The sequence below is a fragment of the Nitratidesulfovibrio sp. HK-II genome (assembly GCF_003402415.2).
In the GTDB taxonomy this organism is placed as follows: domain Bacteria; phylum Desulfobacterota; class Desulfovibrionia; order Desulfovibrionales; family Desulfovibrionaceae; genus Cupidesulfovibrio.
The window spans coordinates 3,785,593-3,804,089 of sequence record NZ_AP036014.1; the positions used below are offsets into that span (position 1 = coordinate 3,785,593).

Annotated in this window: 11 protein-coding genes; all 11 read left to right on the plus strand. The window is 71.0% G+C overall.

Annotated elements, in window-relative coordinates:
* Window positions 1–263: 263 nt before the first annotated feature.
* The 11 genes from RVX_RS15970 (at window position 264) to galE (ending at window position 18,396) form a co-directional block, all read left to right on the plus strand.
* Window positions 264–911, plus strand: a complete 648-nt coding sequence (locus RVX_RS15970; protein ID WP_116307767.1) for a winged helix-turn-helix transcriptional regulator — start codon at window positions 264–266, stop codon at window positions 909–911.
* Window positions 908–2,050 (plus strand): N-acetylneuraminate synthase family protein, encoded by a 1,143-nt coding sequence (locus tag RVX_RS15975; RefSeq protein ID WP_116307766.1) that lies wholly within the window; start codon window positions 908–910, stop codon window positions 2,048–2,050. The genes RVX_RS15970 and RVX_RS15975 overlap by 4 nt, the downstream gene beginning before the upstream one ends.
* Window positions 2,050–3,189 (plus strand): glycosyltransferase, encoded by a 1,140-nt coding sequence (locus tag RVX_RS15980; protein WP_116307765.1) that lies wholly within the window; start codon window positions 2,050–2,052, stop codon window positions 3,187–3,189. Before RVX_RS15975 ends, RVX_RS15980 begins: the two co-directional genes overlap by 1 nt.
* Entirely contained in the window at window positions 3,186–5,120 is a 1,935-nt protein-coding gene (locus RVX_RS15985; RefSeq protein WP_230404771.1) for a cytidylyltransferase domain-containing protein, read from the plus strand. The genes RVX_RS15980 and RVX_RS15985 overlap by 4 nt, the downstream gene beginning before the upstream one ends.
* Entirely contained in the window at window positions 5,117–5,830 is a 714-nt protein-coding gene (locus RVX_RS15990; RefSeq protein WP_116307764.1) for a TylF/MycF/NovP-related O-methyltransferase, read from the plus strand. Before RVX_RS15985 ends, RVX_RS15990 begins: the two co-directional genes overlap by 4 nt.
* 75 nt (window positions 5,831–5,905) lie before the next feature.
* Entirely contained in the window at window positions 5,906–10,726 is a 4,821-nt protein-coding gene (locus tag RVX_RS15995; protein ID WP_230404770.1) for an FkbM family methyltransferase, read from the plus strand.
* Window positions 10,723–11,814 (plus strand): glycosyltransferase family 2 protein, encoded by a 1,092-nt coding sequence (locus tag RVX_RS16000; protein WP_116307762.1) that lies wholly within the window; start codon window positions 10,723–10,725, stop codon window positions 11,812–11,814. Before RVX_RS15995 ends, RVX_RS16000 begins: the two co-directional genes overlap by 4 nt.
* A complete protein-coding gene (locus RVX_RS16005) occupies window positions 11,807–13,246 on the plus strand; it encodes a radical SAM protein (RefSeq protein ID WP_116307761.1) in 1,440 nt (479 codons plus the stop codon). Before RVX_RS16000 ends, RVX_RS16005 begins: the two co-directional genes overlap by 8 nt.
* A gap of 31 nt (window positions 13,247–13,277) precedes the next feature.
* Complete coding sequence (locus RVX_RS16010; RefSeq protein WP_230404769.1) at window positions 13,278–14,387, plus strand: class I SAM-dependent methyltransferase; 1,110 nt, start codon at window positions 13,278–13,280, stop codon at window positions 14,385–14,387.
* 179 nt (window positions 14,388–14,566) lie between these two features.
* A complete protein-coding gene (locus tag RVX_RS16015; RefSeq protein WP_116307759.1) occupies window positions 14,567–17,320 on the plus strand; it encodes a glycosyltransferase in 2,754 nt (917 codons plus the stop codon).
* Between the two features lie 74 nt (window positions 17,321–17,394).
* Window positions 17,395–18,396 carry a UDP-glucose 4-epimerase GalE gene (gene galE / locus RVX_RS16020; RefSeq protein WP_230404768.1) on the plus strand — a complete coding sequence of 334 codons (1,002 nt, stop codon included), beginning with the start codon at window positions 17,395–17,397 and terminating at the stop codon, window positions 18,394–18,396.
* Window positions 18,397–18,497: the final 101 nt, after the last annotated feature.

Sequence of the window (18,497 nt, forward strand, 5' to 3'; positions counted from 1 at the left end):
TCGCCCCTGTCGCCCCCCCAATCGCCCCCAGTCGTTCCCCTGTCGCCCGCTAAATCCCGCAACAACGCCGCCCCCTTCCCTACCTGGGCGGCACGACGACGCGGTGACGGCCTCCCCACCCCCCTTCGCAAGCCCCCGCGCGAGCGGAGAAATTTCGCGCCAGGCCGCGCCAGCCGTGAATTTCACGCCCCCCCGCTTGACACATCCCCCCTGGCCTGCCACAATCGATCATAAACATACTGAACGATTTTTTCGGGGGCCCCATGTTCTTCCAGGGCAAGGATTTCATCCGGCCGTCCAAGAAGCTGCGCCTGCTGTCCGTGGTGCAGGCGCTGACCGAAAACGAACGGCTCAGCCAGACCCAACTGGCCCGGTTCAGCCGCACCAGCAGCGCCATGGTCAACCAGTATCTGGCGGAACTGCACCGCGAGGGCATGGTCCAGTTCGCCCCGGTGAACCGCAAGAGCTTCGCCTACAAGCTCACCGACAAGGGGCAGGAGGCGCGGCGCAGCATGCTGGAACAGTACTGTGCGGAGATGGTCTGCGGCTTCACCGCCATCAAGGAGCTGGTGCGGCGGCGGCTGGAACCGCTGGCCGCCCGCCACGCGGAAGGCGCGCCCATCCGCCTTGCCCTGTTCGGCGCGGCCGAAACGGGAGAGGTGGTGCTGGCCGCGCTGGAGGGCACCCCCTTCGACGTGGCCCTGGTGGTGGACAACGACGCCGCCAAGCACGGCGCGCCGTTCCACGGGCACACCGTGCAGCCCCCGGCGGCCCTGCTGGCCGGGCCCGGCCGCCTGGCCGTGGACGCGGTGGTGGTGTCCTCGTTCGCGCACCAGCGCGCCATCCAGCAGCAACTGCTGGCCATGCCCGGCATGCCCGAATCGGCGAGGGAGGCCGTCGTGCTGTTATGAACGCACCCGCAACACCCCCCGTCATCACGCTGGCTTCCGGCAGGCGCATCGGCCCCGGCTGCCCGTGCTTCGTCGTGGCCGAGGTGGGCAACAACCACCAGGGCGACATGGAAACCGCCCGGCGCATGGTGCGCGAGGCCGCCCGCGCGGGCGCGGACGCCGTGAAGTTCCAGAAGCGCGAAACCGCCGCCCTGCTCACCACCGAGGGCGCGCGCGCCGCTTACTCCGGCCCCAACAGCTTCGGGGCGACCTACGGCGAACACCGCGACGCGCTGGAACTTTCCGCCGACCAGTTCACCGAGCTGAAACAGCTGGCCGAATCGCTGGGCATGGTCTTCTTCGCCTCCGCCTGGGACGCGCCCAGCCTTGGCGTGCTGGCGGGCCTGAAGGTGGAACTGCTCAAGGTCTGCTCGGCCGAGGTGGTCAACGTGCCCATGCTGCGCCGCATGGCCGCGCTGGACCTGCCGGTGGTGCTCTCCACCGGCATGAGCACCCTTGCCCAGGTGGACCGGGCCGTGGCCGAACTTTCCGCCCGCCACCGCGACATCGTGCTGCTGCATTGCAATTCCAGCTACCCCTGCGACGAGGCGGACATCGCCCTGCCGGTGATGGGCGAGCTGGCCCGCCGCTACGGACTGCCCGTGGGCTATTCCGGCCACGAGCGGGGCCTGGGCCCCAGCGTGGCCGCCGTGGCGCGCGGGGCATGCATGATCGAGCGCCACTTCACCCTCGACCGCACCCAACGCGGCACCGACCACCAAGCATCGCTGGAGCCGGACGACCTTGCGCTGCTGGTGCGCATGATCCGCGAGGTGGAGCGGGCCATGGGCGTTGCCGAAAAGCGCGTCACCCCCGCCGAGGCGGCCATGGCCGTGAAGCTGCGCAAAAGCCTGGTGGCCGCGCGCGACCTGCCCGCGGGCACGGTGCTGGCCCCGGACGACCTGACCGTGAAAAGCCCCGGCGACGGCCTGTCGCCGGAGCTGTGGGACGCGGTGATCGGCAACTCCCTTACCCTCGCCCTGCCCCGCGACGGGCAGCTTTTGCCCGCCATGCTGGCCATGCCGATACAGACCGGCGACGGGGGGGATGAGCGAGACGGGGGCGACAGCGGGCCGGATTCCGGGGCCGGGGCCGCGTGATGCGCGTCGTCCATTTCGCCGTCACCCCGCTGGCGGGCGCGCCGCTGCGCCTGGTCCGGGCGCTGAGCGCCCATCTGCCCGGCTGCTCCGCCCGGCTGGTGGACCTGACGCGCTACGGCAGCGAGGACTTCGGCCAGGACGTGGTGTTCGATGAAACGCCCGACCTGGCCCGCGAACTGGCGCAGGCAGCCGACATCATCCACTTTCACAACTATCTGGACCTGGATTCGCGCCACTTCGCGCCCATCGACTTTCGCGCGCTGGCGGAAAAGGGCACTCTTGTGGTCCGCCAGTTCCACAGCGAGCCGGGGCTGGTGGCGGCCCGCATGGGCATCACCCCCGCCGCGCTGCTGGCCCAGCCCATCCCCGCGCTGGTTGTGGGCCAGTTCCAGGAACGCTGCTATCCCCGCGCGCGGGTGGTGCCCAACCCCATCCCCATCGACGACGCGGACCATCTGCCGCACGACCCCGCCATGCACGGCCCGCTGCGCCACGACGTGTTCCTTTCCCCCACCCGCCTGCACTCGGCCTGGGCCGACCGCTGGAACACCAAGGCCCGGCCCGAGGCCGAGTCCGCCGTGCGCGCCGCCTGCCTGCCGCGCGGGGCAAGCTGGCACCTGGTGCACAAGACCCCGCTGGCCCAGACCCTGGCCGCCAAGCGGCTGGCGCGCGTGGTGGTGGACGACCTGGTCACGGGCAGTTGGCACCTTACCGGGCTGGAAGGGCTGGCCCAGGCCAAGCCGGTGCTGGCCCACCTGGACGGTCGCTGCCGCCGGGTGCTGGCGCGCATGGCGGACAGCGACGCCTGTCCGTTCATCGACGTGCGGCTGGAAGACGCGGCCCGCGTGCTGGGCCATTTGCTTGACCATCCTGCGGACGCGCTGGACGTGGGCCGCGCCGCCCGTGGCTGGATGGAAACCCACTGGCGGCCGGAACGCATCGCCGCCGCATACGGCGCGGCCTACGCGGACCTGGCCCACGACCCCGCAGCCGCCGCCCGCGACTGGCGCAACTGGCGTCAGCCGGACCTTGCGCTGGACGGCCCGGCGGAGCGCTTCTTCGCCGTGACCCTGCCGGACCTGATACACGACGCCCGGCGCAATGCGGCGCAGGACGCCCCCACCGGAGTTCCGGCATGAGCGCGCAGCAGCCCGCCGCCCAGCGGCTCCCCCATTTTTCCGATGCCGGGCAGATGCCCGACGAACAGCGCGTGCTGGCCGTGACCGAATCGTGGCTGGGCCGCGCGGACAGCGGCGTGCGCCGCGTGCTGGCCCACGGCCTGCCCTCCTCGGCCCTGTACGACTGGATCATGGACTGCGGGCAGGTGCGTCACCAGCGCCTGTCCGACCCGGCCCGGCGCGACGTGAACATCCCGCGCGCGGACTGGGACGTGGTGGCCGTCATCGCGGCGCGCGGCGGCTCGCGCGGGGTTCCCCGCAAGGCCCTGCGCACGGTGAACGGCGTCCCGCTCATCGCGCGGGCCATCGAGGCCTGCCGGTCGGTGCGCTCCATCACGCGGGTCATGGTCAACACCGACTGCCCGGACATCGCGGCGGCGGCCCGCGCCGCCGAGGCCGACGTGCCCTTCCTGCGCCCTGCGGAACTGGCAACGGACGCGGCTTCGCCCCTCGACGCCTGGGTCTTCGCCCAGGTGTGGATGCTGCTGGTGGAGCGCCGCGTGCCTGACTTCCTGTTGTCCGTGTCGGCCACCCACCCGTGCCTGCACCCGGAAGAAATGCAGCGCGCCGTGGACCGGCTGGCGGCGGCCAACCGCCCCTCGCTGCAGACCGTGGCCCGGCTGCCCGCCGTGTCGCTGGAATTCCTGACCCTGCGGGAGGGGGCGGGCGCGCCCCTGCCCGGCGGCGGACAGGCGAAAGACAACGGCCCGGACGATGGCGAACAATACCTGCAATGCGGTGCGTTCTCCATCACCTGCAACCGCCCGTACTACCACGTGCAGCCGTGGTTCCGCCCCCACATGGCGGACGTACCCGCGCCCCCGGCCGAGCCCATGGCCCATGTGCTGTCCGCCCGGCAGGGGGTGGACATCGACGAGCCTTGGGATCTGGCCACCTGCCGACTGCTGCTGGGCGGGGACGATCCCTTTCCGCCATGCGCGCCAGCGGATGTGGCCGCGCATCAGCCCGCCGAAACCGGCACACATCTCGCGCCGGGCATGCCCGGCATGCCGGACGTGGCGAACCTGGCCTGCGTGGTGGTGCTGCCGCCCGATGGGCAAGAGGGGCCACGCGAACACCATGCCACGGACGCGGCGGAAGCCACCGCCGACCCGGACGGGCCGTACCTGCGCATCGCTGGCATTCCCGCGCCGTGCCGGGTGGTGGACGCGGTGCGGACCGCCCTGCCCAACGCTCCGCTGGCCGTATGCGGCGATGGGGTCATGGCCCGCGCCGTGGCCCGCCGTTACGGGCTGCCCCGGTTTACCCAGTCACCCCTGCCGGAATTTCTCGCCAACCGGCGCGCCGCGTGGCCGGTGCCGCTGCTGACCGCTGGCGATCTTGCGGCGGGCCGCGCGGCCTGGCCCGGCGCATCTTCCGACGCGCCCGAATTTTCCGGGCGGGACATCCTGTGCATCGACGGGCGGGCTGTCCTGCTGGATGCGGCCACCCTGCGGGCCTTCGTCACGTCCGCCCTTGCCAACGCAAACGCCGGATGCGGCCTGCCCGCGTGCTCCGTGTCGCCCGCCCCGGTGCATCCCGCCCATCTCAAGCGGGTGGACGGGGCAGGCTCGGTCATCTCCGCGCCGGGCGTGCCCGCCCGGCGGCAGGACCTGCCCGAGGCATGGTGCCGCGACGGCGCGCTGACCCTGCTGCGCGCAGGGGGCAGCACCTCCGACGAGGGCCCCGGCCAATCCGCCAGCCTGAACTATCACCCCATCCCCATCGGCCGCGCCCAGGCCACGCTGGCGGCCTCGCGCCTGGACGCCGCGCGGGGCATGGCCCTGGCCGTCCACGACGGGCACCCCGACATCCCGGCCTGCCCGTCTGGCGCACCTGACGCGCCCTGCGCCCACGACCGCCACAAATCCGACACCACGGAACCCGCATGACCACCGCACCCTCCATCAACGCCGAACAGGGCGACCCGCGCCCCCGCTACCCGGACATCACCGACACGCTATTCTGGGACGCCTATTTCACATGGCGCGACGCATCGCTGCTGTCCGTCGAGCGATTCCACGCCCTGTATCTGGCCCTGCGCCACATCACGGCCACGGGCGTGCCCGGCGCGCTGCTGGAATGCGGGGTGTACCGGGGTGGCTCGGCCTGCTTCTGCGCCGCCGTGCTGGCCGCACTAGGGCAGGCGGACCGCGACCTTTTCTGGTGCGACACCTTCCGGGGTTTTCCCGACGGTGTGGAGGAAGCCTCCCTCACCGGCGAGACCCTGCAAGCCTTCCCCAAGGACGACGTGCTGCCCATGGCCATGGCCAACTTCGCCCGCACCGGCTACCCGGCGCAGCGACTGCACGTGCTGCGCGGACCGGTGCAGGACACCATTCCCGGCGGCCCCCTGCCGGACGCCATCGCCCTGCTGCATTTGGATACCGACGACGCGCCCTCGGTGCTGCACGAACTGACCCACCTCTACCCGCGCCTGTCGCCGGGCGGGGTGCTGTGCATCGACGACTACGGCCACTTTCCCGGCGTGGGCCGCGCCGTGGACGCCTATTTCGCGGACCTGGCCCGCGCCGGGACCACCCCGCCGCTGCTGGCCCGCACCGACTACACCGGCCGCATGGGCGTGAAGCCCCGCGCCTGAACCGGCAACAGACACGCCAGCGCGCCGGTGGCCCATGCACCCGGCACGCCGCAACCGCAGGATACCGCCCCCATCATGACTACCCCCGGCACGCCCCGCTCCACAGGCCCCGACCTCCCGCACCTTCCAGACCTTCCGGACATGGCCGGGCTGGCCCGCTGCAATCCCCGCCTGGCCGCGTGGTTCGCCTGGTCGCACGACGACTGGCAGGGCGCGGACGCCGCCGGGGCCTACGTACATCTGGGCTGCGGCGGCGCGGTGCTGGACGGCTTCGTGAACCTGGACTTCCTGCCCCACGACGAGCGAGTGCGCGAATGCCGCCTGCTGGACGTGTGGCCGCGCCGCCTTGCCGGACAGGTGGCCGCCTTCTACGCGGAAGACGTCATCGAGCACTTCTTTCTCACCGAACAGCTGTACATCCTGTGCTCCATGAACGTGCTGCTGCGGCCCGGCGGCGTGGCCCGGCTGCTCACCCCGGACATCGGCCAGCTGTGGACCTACGGCCAGCGCTTCGACCCCGCCGTCCTTGTGGGCAGCGGCGACTACTTCGCCGACGTGATGCGCTGCCGCAACGGCATGGATGCCGTGAACACCGGCCTGCGCATGGGCGGCCACCGCTGGCTGCACGACTTCACCAGCCTGCGCCGGGCGGCGGCGGACTGCGGCTTTGCCGCGCAGCGCACCCCCTGCGCCGCCTCCGCCGACCCCAGACTGTGCAACATCAACCTGCGCGACGAATCGGGCATCTCCTTCGCGGCGGAACTGCGCAAGGCGCGCCCGCTGCGCCACCTGCTGGTGTGGCCCGAACACATCGCCAACGCCGTGCCCGTGGCGGGCGGCGATCCGAACGGGGCGTTGCCCACCGGTCTCGACGGCGGCCCAGACCATAAACACCCGGACGCCATCCAGCCGGTGTTCCGCACCACCACCGGCGACCCCGGCATCACCTACCGCCTGCCCGACGTGGCCGTGGATCGCATAGCCATGGTCAACGTGCGCTCGGCCAACCTGTGCGAATTCCGCGAGCACAACTTCGCCAAGGCCTACTTCCGGCTGGAGGAAAGCGGCGCCGTGTACGCCGACCGCACCCTGCAGTCCGTGCCGCACATGAACGGCTTCACCCGCGCCGACGTGGAAACGGCCCTACGCGGCGAGGGGGTGCTGCGCTCCGTCCGCTTCGACCCTTCGGAGCGGGAGGGCGACCTGTTCACCGTGGGGCCGCTGGAACTGTTCCTGTACGACGACGGGCCGGAAGGCGGGGAAGACGGGGACAGGGAAAAGCGGGCCAGGGGACAGGGCATGACCGCCGTGGCGGCCGACATCACCTCCGAATCCATCCCTTCCGATATCGCCCCGCTCGATAACACCCCGACCAATGACCTGCCTCCGCACCTCGAAGACCACGTCATGGCCACCCCCTGCCGCCAGGGCGTCATCCACCATTTCGATTTCGACGGCCCGGTGGGCATGGCGCTGGCCATCTACGGCGAATGGGCGCAGGCGGAACTGGACGCGCTGGCCCCCTACGCGCCAGCGGGAGGGCGGGTGCTGGATATTGGCTCCAACGTGGGCACCCACGCCGTGGCCTTTGCCCGCATGGTGGGGGCAAGCGGACACGTGACCGCGCTGGAGCCGCAGGCGGAGGTGTTCGCCCTGTTGCGCCGCAGCGTGGCCGTGAACGGCCTTGCGGACGTGATCACCCCGATGCGGGCCGGGGCGGCGGGCCGCGCCGGAACGGCGCGCGTACCCCGCATCGCCGCGCCCGAAGGGCAGAACCTGGGCGCAGTGCGCCTGCTGGATGAGGACGAAGCGCCGCAGGACCCGGCCCATCCCACCAACGAAGTCCCCCTGCTGACCATCGACGGGCTGGGCCTGCATCTGCCCGCGCCGGGTTCGCCTGAAACCGGCACCCGCCTGGACCTCATCAAGATAGACGCCGAAGGGGACGAAGCCGCCATCCTGCGCGGGGCGGCGGCCACCGTCCGGGCCTGCCGCCCGGTGCTGCACCTGGAATGCCCCGGCTTCTCGCGGGCCTGGCCCTGCGCGCGGCAGGCGCTGGCCTGGGGCTACGCGGTGTTCCACCTGCGCCTGCCCGCCTTCAACCCCGCCAATTTCCGGGGGGCCAGCCGCAACGTGTTCGGCGCGGCGGAAGAGGGCGCGCTGCTGTGCATCCCGCGCGAACGGCTGGAGGACGGCAGCCTGCCCGCACCCTGCGGCGCGGAAATCCGCGACCCTGCCCATCTCGCCCGCGCCCTGCTGGGAACCCGCGCCTACGGCCAGCCGGAAGAGCGCATTCCCGCCACCGTGCGGCTGGACCTTGCCCTGTCCGACCTGCGGCGCAAGCGGGCCGAGGAGCACTGCGTGGCGGCCAACGCCCGCTCCGGCCGCCAGCACGGGCGCATCACCACCCTGCGCACGGCTGCCCGCGCGGCGGAAGAACTGCTGGCGGGGAGGGGGGACGCAACGGCGGCCTCCGGCGGCGCGGAAGCAGCCCGCGCCCGGCTGCTGGCCGCGCTGGACGCCACCGCGCCGGAACGCCCGGCCATCGACGAACCGGACACCCGCGAACCGTGGCCCACACCGCCCGACATTGCACATGACGCCGCATGGGCCGAACTGGCCGCGCGCCGGGCGGAGCTGTCTGATGCACCAGACGGCGCGCCGCGCACGGTCATCGACGTCATCGTGCCGGTGTACGCGGGAACGGACCAGACCCTGGCCTGCCTGCATTCCGTGCTGGCCGCCGACCTCGCGCCGGAAGATTCCGCCGCCCCCCGCGCCCACGTGGTGGTGGTCAACGACGCCAGCCCGGAGCCGGAACTGGCGCAAGCGGTGCGCCGCCTTGCCGAACTGGGGCTGGTGGAACTGGTGAAAAACCCCGCCAACCGGGGCTTCGTGGCCTCGGTCAACGCGGGCATGGCCCTGCACCCGGACCGCGACGTGGTGCTGCTGAACTCCGACACCGTGGTCTTTCCCGGCTGGCTGGGCCGCATGGCCGCGCACCTGGCCGCCTGGCCCGACGCGGGCAGCGTCACCCCGCTGTCCAACAACGCCACCATTTGCAGCTACCCGGTGACCGAGCGCGACAACCGCGCCGGGCTGGAGCTGGATGCCGCCGCGCTGGACGCGCTGGCCGCCACGGTCAACGCCGGGACGGCGGTGGACATTCCCACGGCGGTGGGCTTCTGCATGCTGATCCGCCGGGGCTGCCTGACGGCCACCGGCCCCTTCGACGAGGCCACCTTTGGCCGGGGCTACGGCGAAGAGAACGACTTCTGCATGCGCGCCGCCGCGCTGGGCTGGCGTCACCTGCTGGCCGCCGACGTGTTCGTGCGCCACGCGGGCGAGATGTCCTTCGGAGATGATGCCGCGCCGCTGAAGGAGGCGGCCTTCGAGACGGTGCAGCGGCTGCACCCGGACTACCTGCGCACCGTGGCGGCATACTGCGCGGCGGACCCGGCCCGCCCGGCCCGCCGGGCGCTGGACCTGGCCCGGCTGCGGCGCGTGCTGGCGCGGCGCTTTTCCGAATCAGGCCGCCCGGTGCTGATGGTCACCCACAACTGGGGCGGCGGCACCGAACGCCACATGCAGGACCTGTGCGCCCGGCTGGCGGCGGAAGGCACGCCCGCCCTGGTGTTGCGCCCGCGCGGGAACGACGCGGGGTGCGTGTGGACGCTGAACCTGTCAGAACCTGCCTGCGGGTCCGCCTCTGTCTGCGGCGCTGGCCCCCTGCATCTGCCCAACCTGGCCTTCGACCTGCCGCCCGACTTCGGCGCGCTGCTGGAAGTGCTGGCGGAACTGCGCGTGGGCCACATCCACGTGCACAACCTGGCCGGGTACCCGCACGCCGCGCCGGAACTGCTGCCGCTGGTGGCCCGGCTGCTGGAAATCCCCTACGACGTCACCGCGCACGACCTGTCCGCCCTGTGCCCGCGCATCACCTGCATCGGGCCGGACGGCTACCCCTGCCCCACGGCGCTGGACAAGGACGAGGGGGCGACACCCGGCGCGCCATGGCGCTGCGCCCCTTGCATCGCGGCGGAAACGCCGCAACTGGGCAACACGGACATCGTACGCTGGCGCGCGGCGTGGGCCACGCTGCTGGACGGCGCGCGCATGGTCTTCACGCCCAGCCGCGACACGGCCCTGCGGCTGGCCGCCCACTTTCCCGGTTGCGCCAGCAGGCTTGCCGTGCGCCCCCACCCGGAAACATCCCTCCTGGCCCAGGCGGCCCTGACGGACATGACAGGCATGACAGATGCGATCATGGCCCGTCGTGCGGACGACGCCCCCGCCGCCACGCCCCCCGTGCCCGGCCAACCCCTGCGGGTGGCGGTGATCGGGGCCATCGGCCCGCACAAGGGATCGCACGTGCTGGAAGCCTGCGCCCGCCAAGCCCGCGAGGCGGGGCTGCCGCTGCACTTCACCGTGGTGGGCTACACCGACCGCGACGACGTGCTGCGCGACCTTGGCGTGGCCATCACCGGCCGCTACGGCGAGGAAGAACTGCCAGCCCTGTTGGCCGGGAACGGGGGTGCGCCGTACCATCTGGCCTTCCTGCCCGCCGTGTGGCCGGAAACCTATTCCTACACCCTGTCGGAGGCGGTGCTGGCCGGGCTGTACCCTGTGGTCTTCGACCTGGGCGCGCCCGCCGAACGCATGGCGGCCTGGGAATACGGCCTGCGCCTGCCGGTGGATCTGATGCGCGACCCGGCGGCCATCAACGCCGCCCTGCTGGACTGCGCGGCCACCCCGCCGCCGTTCCCGCCGTCGGGGCTGGCCACCGCCATCGTGCGGGCCGGTGACTACCCCGCGCCGTTCCGGGCCAGCTACTACGGGCTGGAACCCGGCGTGCGGGACGCCGAGGCCGCGAGCCCGGCGGGAGACCAGCCATGACCCCCACCATCCACACCGGCGCGGCGGCCCCCGGCGGCCCCGACCAAGCCCGCAGGCCCCAACGCCCCCAACGCCCCCAACGCCCGTTGATCTCGGTGGTGGTGCCCAGCTACAACCACGGCCGGTACATCGGGGCCTGCCTCGATTCCCTGATGTTCCAGGACTACCCCAACCTGGAGATCGTCATCACCGACGACGCCTCCACCGACGATTCCGTGGCGGTGATCCGGCGCTTTCTGCGCGACGTGGCCGGGGCTACCGCCTCGTACGCCTGCCGCTACGACGCGGCGGCGGACGTCATCGAGCGCGCAGAGCATCCCCGCTACGCGCGCACAGGCCGCCGCATCGTGTTCCTGCGGGCCGGGGCCAACTCCGGCTCCACGGCCAACTACAACCGGGGCCTCGCCCACTGCACCGGCGAATACTGCACCTTCATCCCGGCGGACGACATCTGCCACCCGCAGCTGTTCTCCACCCTGGCCCAGCCGCTCATGGACGACGCGGCGGACTTCACCTACGCCGACATGTTCGTGGTGGACGACGACATGCGCATCCTGCGCGAATTCCGCCTGCCGGAGCATTCCTTCGACGCCTCGTTCCGCAGCTGGTACCTGTGCGGGGTGGCCAAACTGTACCGTCGCGCCCTGCACGACCGTTTCGGTCCCTTTGACGAAACCGCCGACGCCGACGACCACGAATGCTTCCTGCGCTTCGCCCTGGGCGGGGCGCGCTTCGCCCACGTGCCGCGCACCCTGTATTCGGTGCGCAGCCACGAGGGGCGGGAAAACGGTCTGCACGCGCCGGGGCGCTTCGCCCGGCTGCTGGAGCATTCCAAGCGGCTCGTCCTGATGGCGCGCGAACGGGAACCCGCGCAGCCTGGCGTCTGGCGGGAAGAGATGGTGCGCCACGATGCCCCGAACGCGGACGATGCGCCGGAATCGCGCGCGGCGCAGGCGTCCGCCGAACGGCACCCCATCATCGAGCGCGTGGTGCTGACCGACGAGGAGCGCAGCTTCTTCGCCGAAGGGAACGGCGCGGACATGCCGCCCCCTCGGTCTGAAGACGATCCGGAGGCCCGCCGTGGGTGACCTGGCCCTGCCGCACATCCTGCCCCGCGTGCACAACCCGCGGCGCGAGACGCGCAAGTACGCCAACTTCCTGCTGGCCCTGCGCGCCCGCCGCGCCGGGGCCGCGCGCGTGGCGCACCACCCCTTCGACCTCACCGTGGACTGCGCCACCCTGTGCCAGTTGCACTGCCCGTACTGCGCCGTGGGCAACGGAACCATCCGCCGGGGCCGCGCCCTGATGGAAACCGCCCTGCACGAGCGGCTGGCGGCGAATGTGGCCCCGGACCTGTTCCTGGCCTGGTACTTCAGCGCAGGGGAACCGCTGCTGCACCCGCGCCTGCACGAGCATCTCGCCCGTACCGCAGGGGAAGAAGCGTTCACCGTGGTCTCCACCAACCTCAGCGTGCCCCTGTCCCCGGCCCGGCAGGAAGCGCTGCTGCGCTCCGGCCTCGGCATGCTCAGCGCCTCCGTGGACGGGGCCAGCGCGGCCACCTACGGCCAGTACAGGCGGGGGGGCGACTTCGCTCTGGTCATGGACAACCTGGCCGGTCTGGCCCGGCGCAAGCGGGAGATGGGGCTGCAGTTCCCCCTGCTGGAATGGCGCTTTCTGCTGTTCGCCCACAACCAGCACGAGGTGGACACTGCCCGTTCGCTGGCGGCGGACATGGGCCTGGACCTGCTGGAATTCTTTCCCGGCTACGCCCTGCCGCCCGGCGACCCCGGCGAGCAGGGGGTGCACCCCATGACCGCGCCCATGCCGGGGCGGGCCATTTCCGGCCCGGCCTATGAGGCAGGACTGGCCCGGCGCGAGACGCTGGTGCAGCGGCTGACGGCCGAGGGCGCGGCCCCCGCGCCCGCTCCGGTGGACACGGCCGAAGGCGCGCAGGCAGGGGACGCCGCCTCCCACCGCCGCTGCGACTGGCTGTACTACAGCGGCATGATCTACCCGGACGGCGCGTTCGGCCCGTGTTGCGTGGCCACCGACGCCGACGACGACTTCACCCGGCTGGATGCCCACCCCGACTTTGGCACGGCATGGAACGCCCCGGCCTTTCTCCGCTCTCGCGGGGCATTCGCGGCGCACGGCGGCACGACAGCCGCGAACGGCAACCCATCCGGCACCGGAGGCAGGGCCTCCACGGTATGCGACCGCTGCCCCCTGCCCGTGGCGCAGGAACTGCAATTCGTGCAGAAGGTGCGCGCCATCCTGCGCAACGCGCCGGACTGGGTGGTGCGCATCCTGTCCGCCGCGCCGGACGCATTCTTCCTGCCCGCAGACAGCCGCAGGCTGCCCGTGGAACTGGCGGCCCTGCGCCGCCCGGAAGCCCTGTCCCTGACCAATGCTCACGACGTGGACCCTGACGCGCTGGCGCGGCTGCGCATGCTTGCCGCCACCCACCCCGACCCGGAACTGGCCCGCTGCGCCGACATCCTGGAACGCGGCCATGCCTGACGCCGCCCCCATCCCGCGAGGAGACACCCGCATGACCGCCCACCGCGTGACCGAACCCGCCCGCCCGTTTCTGGAATGGCTGTCCGCCCAGCGCTCACAGGACGGCGTGCTGCTGCTGGGCGATGCGCGCCCGTTCTTTCACGACGAAACGGCCTACACGGCGGCCTGCGGCGACGACCCCTCCCCCTTCGACGCCGGAGAAGGGCTGGCGGCCCTGCTGCGGGCCACGGGCGCGGACACCTCGGCCCCGGCGCTGGAGATAGGCTGCGGCTTCGGCTACCTCAGCCTTGGCCTTGCCAGGGCCAACCCCTTTCCGCTGCTGCTGCTTACCGACACTTCGCCAGGCTTCCTGCGCATCCTGGGCGACCGGCTGCGCGCCCACGGCATGGAATGGGCGGCGGGTCAGGCGGCCGAAGGCGCGCCCGACGGCAAGGCGGACGGCAAGGCTGGAACGGAAGGAGCGCCCGGCGCGCCCGATGCCGTGACCCCGGAGAACGCTGCGGGGGCCGTCCGGCTGGGCATCCTGTCCGGCGACGCCATGCAGGAAATTCCCGACGCCAGCCTGTCGTGCATCACCATGCGCGCCACCCTGCACCACGTGGCCGACGTGGACGCCTTCCTGGCCCAGGCGGCGCGGGTGCTGCGGCCCGGCGGGCACCTGGTGTTCGAGGAACCCTGCCGCGAAGCCCTGCTGCTGATGGGCGTGCTGGTGGCCCAGATGCCGGAGCTGGCCGCCGCGCGCGGCGTGCAGGTCACCCCGCGCCAACTGGAACTCGTCGACCTGTTCCGGCGCATGGTGGAATTCTACTGCCGTCAGGACATCGACAAGAGCACGGCGGAAGACAAGCACCTCTTCCACCCGGTGGAAATCGCCGCGCGCTGCCGGGCGCACGGCTTCGACACCGCCGTCTACGCCAACACCACCCTGGCCTCGCTGAAATACCTGCAAGCCGAATCGCCCCTGCCGCCCACGTTCTTCCACGACACCACGCGCGCGTACATCGCCAGCGTGTGCCGCATGCCCGAACTGGCCCCGCTGTTCGACGCCACCATCGCCGACGCCTGCGCCTACATAGACGCCTGCTCGCGCGGGGGGCGGGGGCCGCACTACATCAGCGTGTTCGACGCGTGCAAGGCGTGACCCGGCCAGCCCCACTCCGACGTTTTCGTCAGGAATGCATCTTGCAAATTCACTGGCGGCGAACCGCTCCACCGTCTCTTCCCTGACGGAGGAGCGGCCGCGATCCATGTGCGCAGACTGCCCGCCGCCTCTTGCGCCCGGACGCGCGCAAGAAACACTACCCGAGAGTGACCACGACCATGACCCGCGACCCCCAGCAGCAGGAAAACGTTTCCCACCAGATCGCCAGGCTGGAGGAGGCCGTCCTGGCCGCCACCGAGCGGGGCGACCGCCCCCGGCGGCTGTACGACGCCGTGCTGGACGCCCTGCGAGCCGGCGTGGATTCACCGGTATTCTCGCGCTGGGTGATGGACTTCCTGATGCAAGGGGCCGCCGTCCAGCCCCCCAGCGGTCTGCCCCCGGTGGCAACCATTATCGTTCCGTGCCACAACTACGGAGAATACCTTGAGGAATGCGTCAACAGCGTACTGATGCAGACCTTCACGGCGTGGGAACTGATCATCATCAACGACGGCAGCACCGACAACACCCACGAGGTGGCCCAAGCGCTGCTGCGCCGCCATCCTGGCCACGCCATCCGCTATTTCCGGCAGGAGCGGAAGGGCATCGTGCAGCCCCGCAACCGGGGGGCCACCCTGGCCCGGGGCGAATTCATCCTGGCGCTGGACGCGGACGATCTTATCGCACCCCAGTTTCTGGAAAAAACCGTGCCCGCCCTGCGCGCCCGGCCAGACCTTGGCTACGTGAGCACCAAGGCGCTGTTCTTCGGCAGCGTCAACGCCATCTGGCCCACCGAGCCCTTCAAGTGGGTGAACCTGCTGGTCACCAACCAGCAGACCAACACCACCCTGTACCGCAAGCGCATGTGGCAGGAGATCGGCGGGTACGAGGAACGCATGGTCCATGGCTACATGGACTGGGAATTCTGGATCCGGGCCACCAAGCGAGGCTGGGCGGGCGCGCAGCTGGACGAGCCGCTGTTCTTCTACCGCCGCAAGGCCGATTCCGTGGTCATGCGGGCCAAGGACCGCGACGTGGCCATCAAGGAACAGATCGTGCGGCTGCACCCCGACGTGTACGACGCCTCGAAGCTCGACGCGGTGCGCGCCGAAATGCACAACCAGAACTGGATTCCCGTGGGGCTGGTGCGCCAGGACCTGGTCATCCGGCCGCGCGGGCCGGTGGACATGGAGGACACCGCCGCCACCGAGGAACGCGCCAAGGTGCTGCTGGAAATGCTGCGCAACGCCCTGCCTTCGTTTGCCCATGTCTTCGAGGGCGAGCACGTCGGCCGGGGCGACCCCGCCGTATTCCCCGCGCTGCGGAGCAGACTTGCGCAGAAAGCCCAGGCGTTGCTGGACAAGGGCGAACGCGACAAGGCCGCGGAAACGGCCCTGCAACTGCTGGCGACCTTCCCGGCGCAACCCGGTGCGGCCCTGCTGGCCATGCAGGTGTTGCTGCGGTGCGTGAAGATCAACGAAGCCCACACCCTTGCCGGGCAGTACATGGCGCTTTTTCCCCGCGACAAGGCTGTACGCGGGTTCATGGCCGAATTGATGGCCCTCGTCGCCGGGCACACCGAAGACCCATACCGCGCCATGGCCCTGCTGGACAGCGCCCACATGCTGGCCCCCGGCCACGAACGGCACGGCGGCGAACTGGCCGAGCGCCTCGCCGCGCTGGGGCAGCACCGCGCCGCCGAGCGCGTGCGCGAGGGCGGCCGGGCAACGGGCGGCAGGAGGCGGGTGTGGTACATCACCGACACCTTCGGATTCGGAGCGGGTGGGGTCAACGGCGTCACCCAGGCCAAATTCATGACGCTGTCCTCCATCCTGCGGGGCCATGACAGGCCAGACAGGCCGGACGTCACGGTCATCACCGCCTGGCACCCCGGGCTGCCCGAAGGCATGGCGGAATTCGCCCGCATGACGGCAGAGTTCTGCGGCGAAGACGGCTTCCGCTGGCCGCTGTGGATCGCGGTGCATCCGGAACGGAACCCGGAGGAGGATCTTCGCTGGCAGGCAGCCGGCGAGGCGGAACTGATCATCGAGGAAGGGGTGCTGCTGGAAGGCCACCGCTTCCTGCGCACGCTGCCCCTGCCCGAGGATTGCCCGCGCGCCTTCGTCCACCACACCTCTCCCGACCAATACACCGGCAAGTTCGAGTACCGGAACCTGTACGACGAGGCCATCCACGCCTTCAGCGGGTACGCAACCCATGTCTGCGTCTCGGAAAACGTCATCGCGGAATGGAAGGCCATCGACGTGCTGGCCGACAAGCGCTGGACGTACATTCCCAACTGCGCCGCCGAAGAAGAGGCCGCCGCGCTGCTGCGGCGCGATACGGGCGAGGTGCGCGACGCGCTGGAGTTGCCGCGCGACGCCATGATCTACCTGTGCCTGGCCAGCGTGCAGACCCGCAAGGGCCACGACATCCTGCTGGACCAGATGGCGGAGGTCTTCCACAAGGTGCCGCACGCCATTCTGGTCTGCGTGGGTCCGGTGCACGGCGAATGGAGCGGCTGGGACATCGTGGCCGAGGCACGCCGCCGCTACGGTCAGGAGCGCGTGCGCTTCACCGGCATCCGCCGCAACGCCCTGGAATACGTGCGCGCCTGCGACTGCATGGTGCTGCCCTCGCGCGAGGAGGCCCTGCCCCTGGTGCTGCTGGAGGGCATGGCCCTGGAAAAGCCGTGCGTGGCGTCCGACGTCAACGGCATCCCGGAACTGGTGGAACACGGTGCGACCGGACTGCTGTTCTCGCTGCAGAACCCGCGCGACCTTGCCCGGCACATGGTCGCCCTGGGCACGGCCCCGGAACGGGCCCGCGCCATGGGGCAGCGGGCCGGTGAACGCTACCGCGAGCGCTTTTCGCGCAAGCTCCACGCCGCCCGATGGGCGCAGGCCATCGGAAAAATGCTGGCGGGGTCATAAGCCCGGACCATGCCGAAGGCACACCGGAAGAAAACGGCCATCCCCGCAGCGCGGGCCATGGCGGGAGACAGCACGTGAGCGGAACCATCCTCGTCACCGGCGGAGCCGGGTACATCGGATCGCACGTCAACCTGATGCTGGCGGAACGCGGCGAGCCCACCGTGGTGCTGGACAATCTGGTCTACGGTCACCGCGAATTCGTGCAATCAGGGCATTTCGTGCACGCGGACCTGTCCGATATCCACAGGCTGCGCGAGGTGTTTCGCCAGCACGACATCACCGGGGTAATGCATTTCGCGGCATACGCCTACGTGGGCGAATCGGTGACGGACCCGGAGAAGTACTACGCCAACAACGTGGGCGCCACGCTGAACCTGCTGCGGGCGATGCGCGAACACGACGTGCGCGACATCATCTTTTCGTCCACCTGCGCCACGTACGGCAACCCGGTTGCCCTGCCCATGGCAGAGGACCATCCGCAACAGCCCATCAACCCGTATGGCCGGTCCAAGCTCACCGTGGAGCACATCCTGGACGACTACAGCCGCGCTTACGGGCTGCGCTACGTCTCGTTGCGCTACTTCAACGCCGCCGGGGCCGACCCGCAGGGCCGCGTGGGCGAATGGCACGATCCGGAAACCCACCTCATCCCGCTGGTGTTGCAGGCCATCCTGGATCCTTCGAAGCCATTGCGCATCTTCGGCGACGACTACGACACCCCGGACGGTTCGTGCATCCGCGACTACATTCACGTCACCGACCTTGCTCAGGCGCACCTGCTGGCGCTGGACCACCTGCGGGCGGGCGGCGCCAGCACCGTGTTCAACCTGGGCAACGGCACGGGATATTCGGTGATGGAAGTGGTGGCCGCCGCGCGGGAGGTAACGGGCAGCGACGTACCCTTCCTGCTTGACGCCCGGCGGCCTGGCGACCCGGCGCGCCTGGTGGGCAGCGCCGCGCGCATCCGCGCCGAATTGGGCTGGGCGCCCCGCTACGGCGACCTGCACGACATTCTCGCCACTGCCTGGAACTGGACGCAAACGCTGAAGGCACGCCAGACCGACGGTCTGGCCTGAGGCTGCCCGCCCCCCACGGACGCACGCAGCCAAGACATCCGGGGCGGACCGCGCCTTCCCGCGACAAGCCGCCGGATGCATTCCGCCACCCCGCCACATGC

Excerpts from the sequence above, each read along its gene's own strand:
- RVX_RS15970 (WP_116307767.1), top strand. The coding sequence starts at position 264 with ATGTTCTTCCAGGGCAAGGATTTCATCCGGCCGTCCAAGAAGCTGCGC.
- RVX_RS15975 (WP_116307766.1), top strand. The coding sequence starts at position 908 with ATGAACGCACCCGCAACACCCCCCGTCATCACGCTGGCTTCCGGCAGG.
- RVX_RS15980 (WP_116307765.1), top strand. The coding sequence starts at position 2,050 with ATGCGCGTCGTCCATTTCGCCGTCACCCCGCTGGCGGGCGCGCCGCTG.
- RVX_RS15985 (WP_230404771.1), top strand. The coding sequence starts at position 3,186 with ATGAGCGCGCAGCAGCCCGCCGCCCAGCGGCTCCCCCATTTTTCCGAT.
- RVX_RS15990 (WP_116307764.1), top strand. The coding sequence starts at position 5,117 with ATGACCACCGCACCCTCCATCAACGCCGAACAGGGCGACCCGCGCCCC.
- RVX_RS15995 (WP_230404770.1), top strand. The coding sequence starts at position 5,906 with ATGACTACCCCCGGCACGCCCCGCTCCACAGGCCCCGACCTCCCGCAC.
- RVX_RS16000 (WP_116307762.1), top strand. The coding sequence starts at position 10,723 with ATGACCCCCACCATCCACACCGGCGCGGCGGCCCCCGGCGGCCCCGAC.
- RVX_RS16010 (WP_230404769.1), top strand. The coding sequence starts at position 13,278 with ATGACCGCCCACCGCGTGACCGAACCCGCCCGCCCGTTTCTGGAATGG.
- RVX_RS16015 (WP_116307759.1), top strand. The coding sequence starts at position 14,567 with ATGACCCGCGACCCCCAGCAGCAGGAAAACGTTTCCCACCAGATCGCC.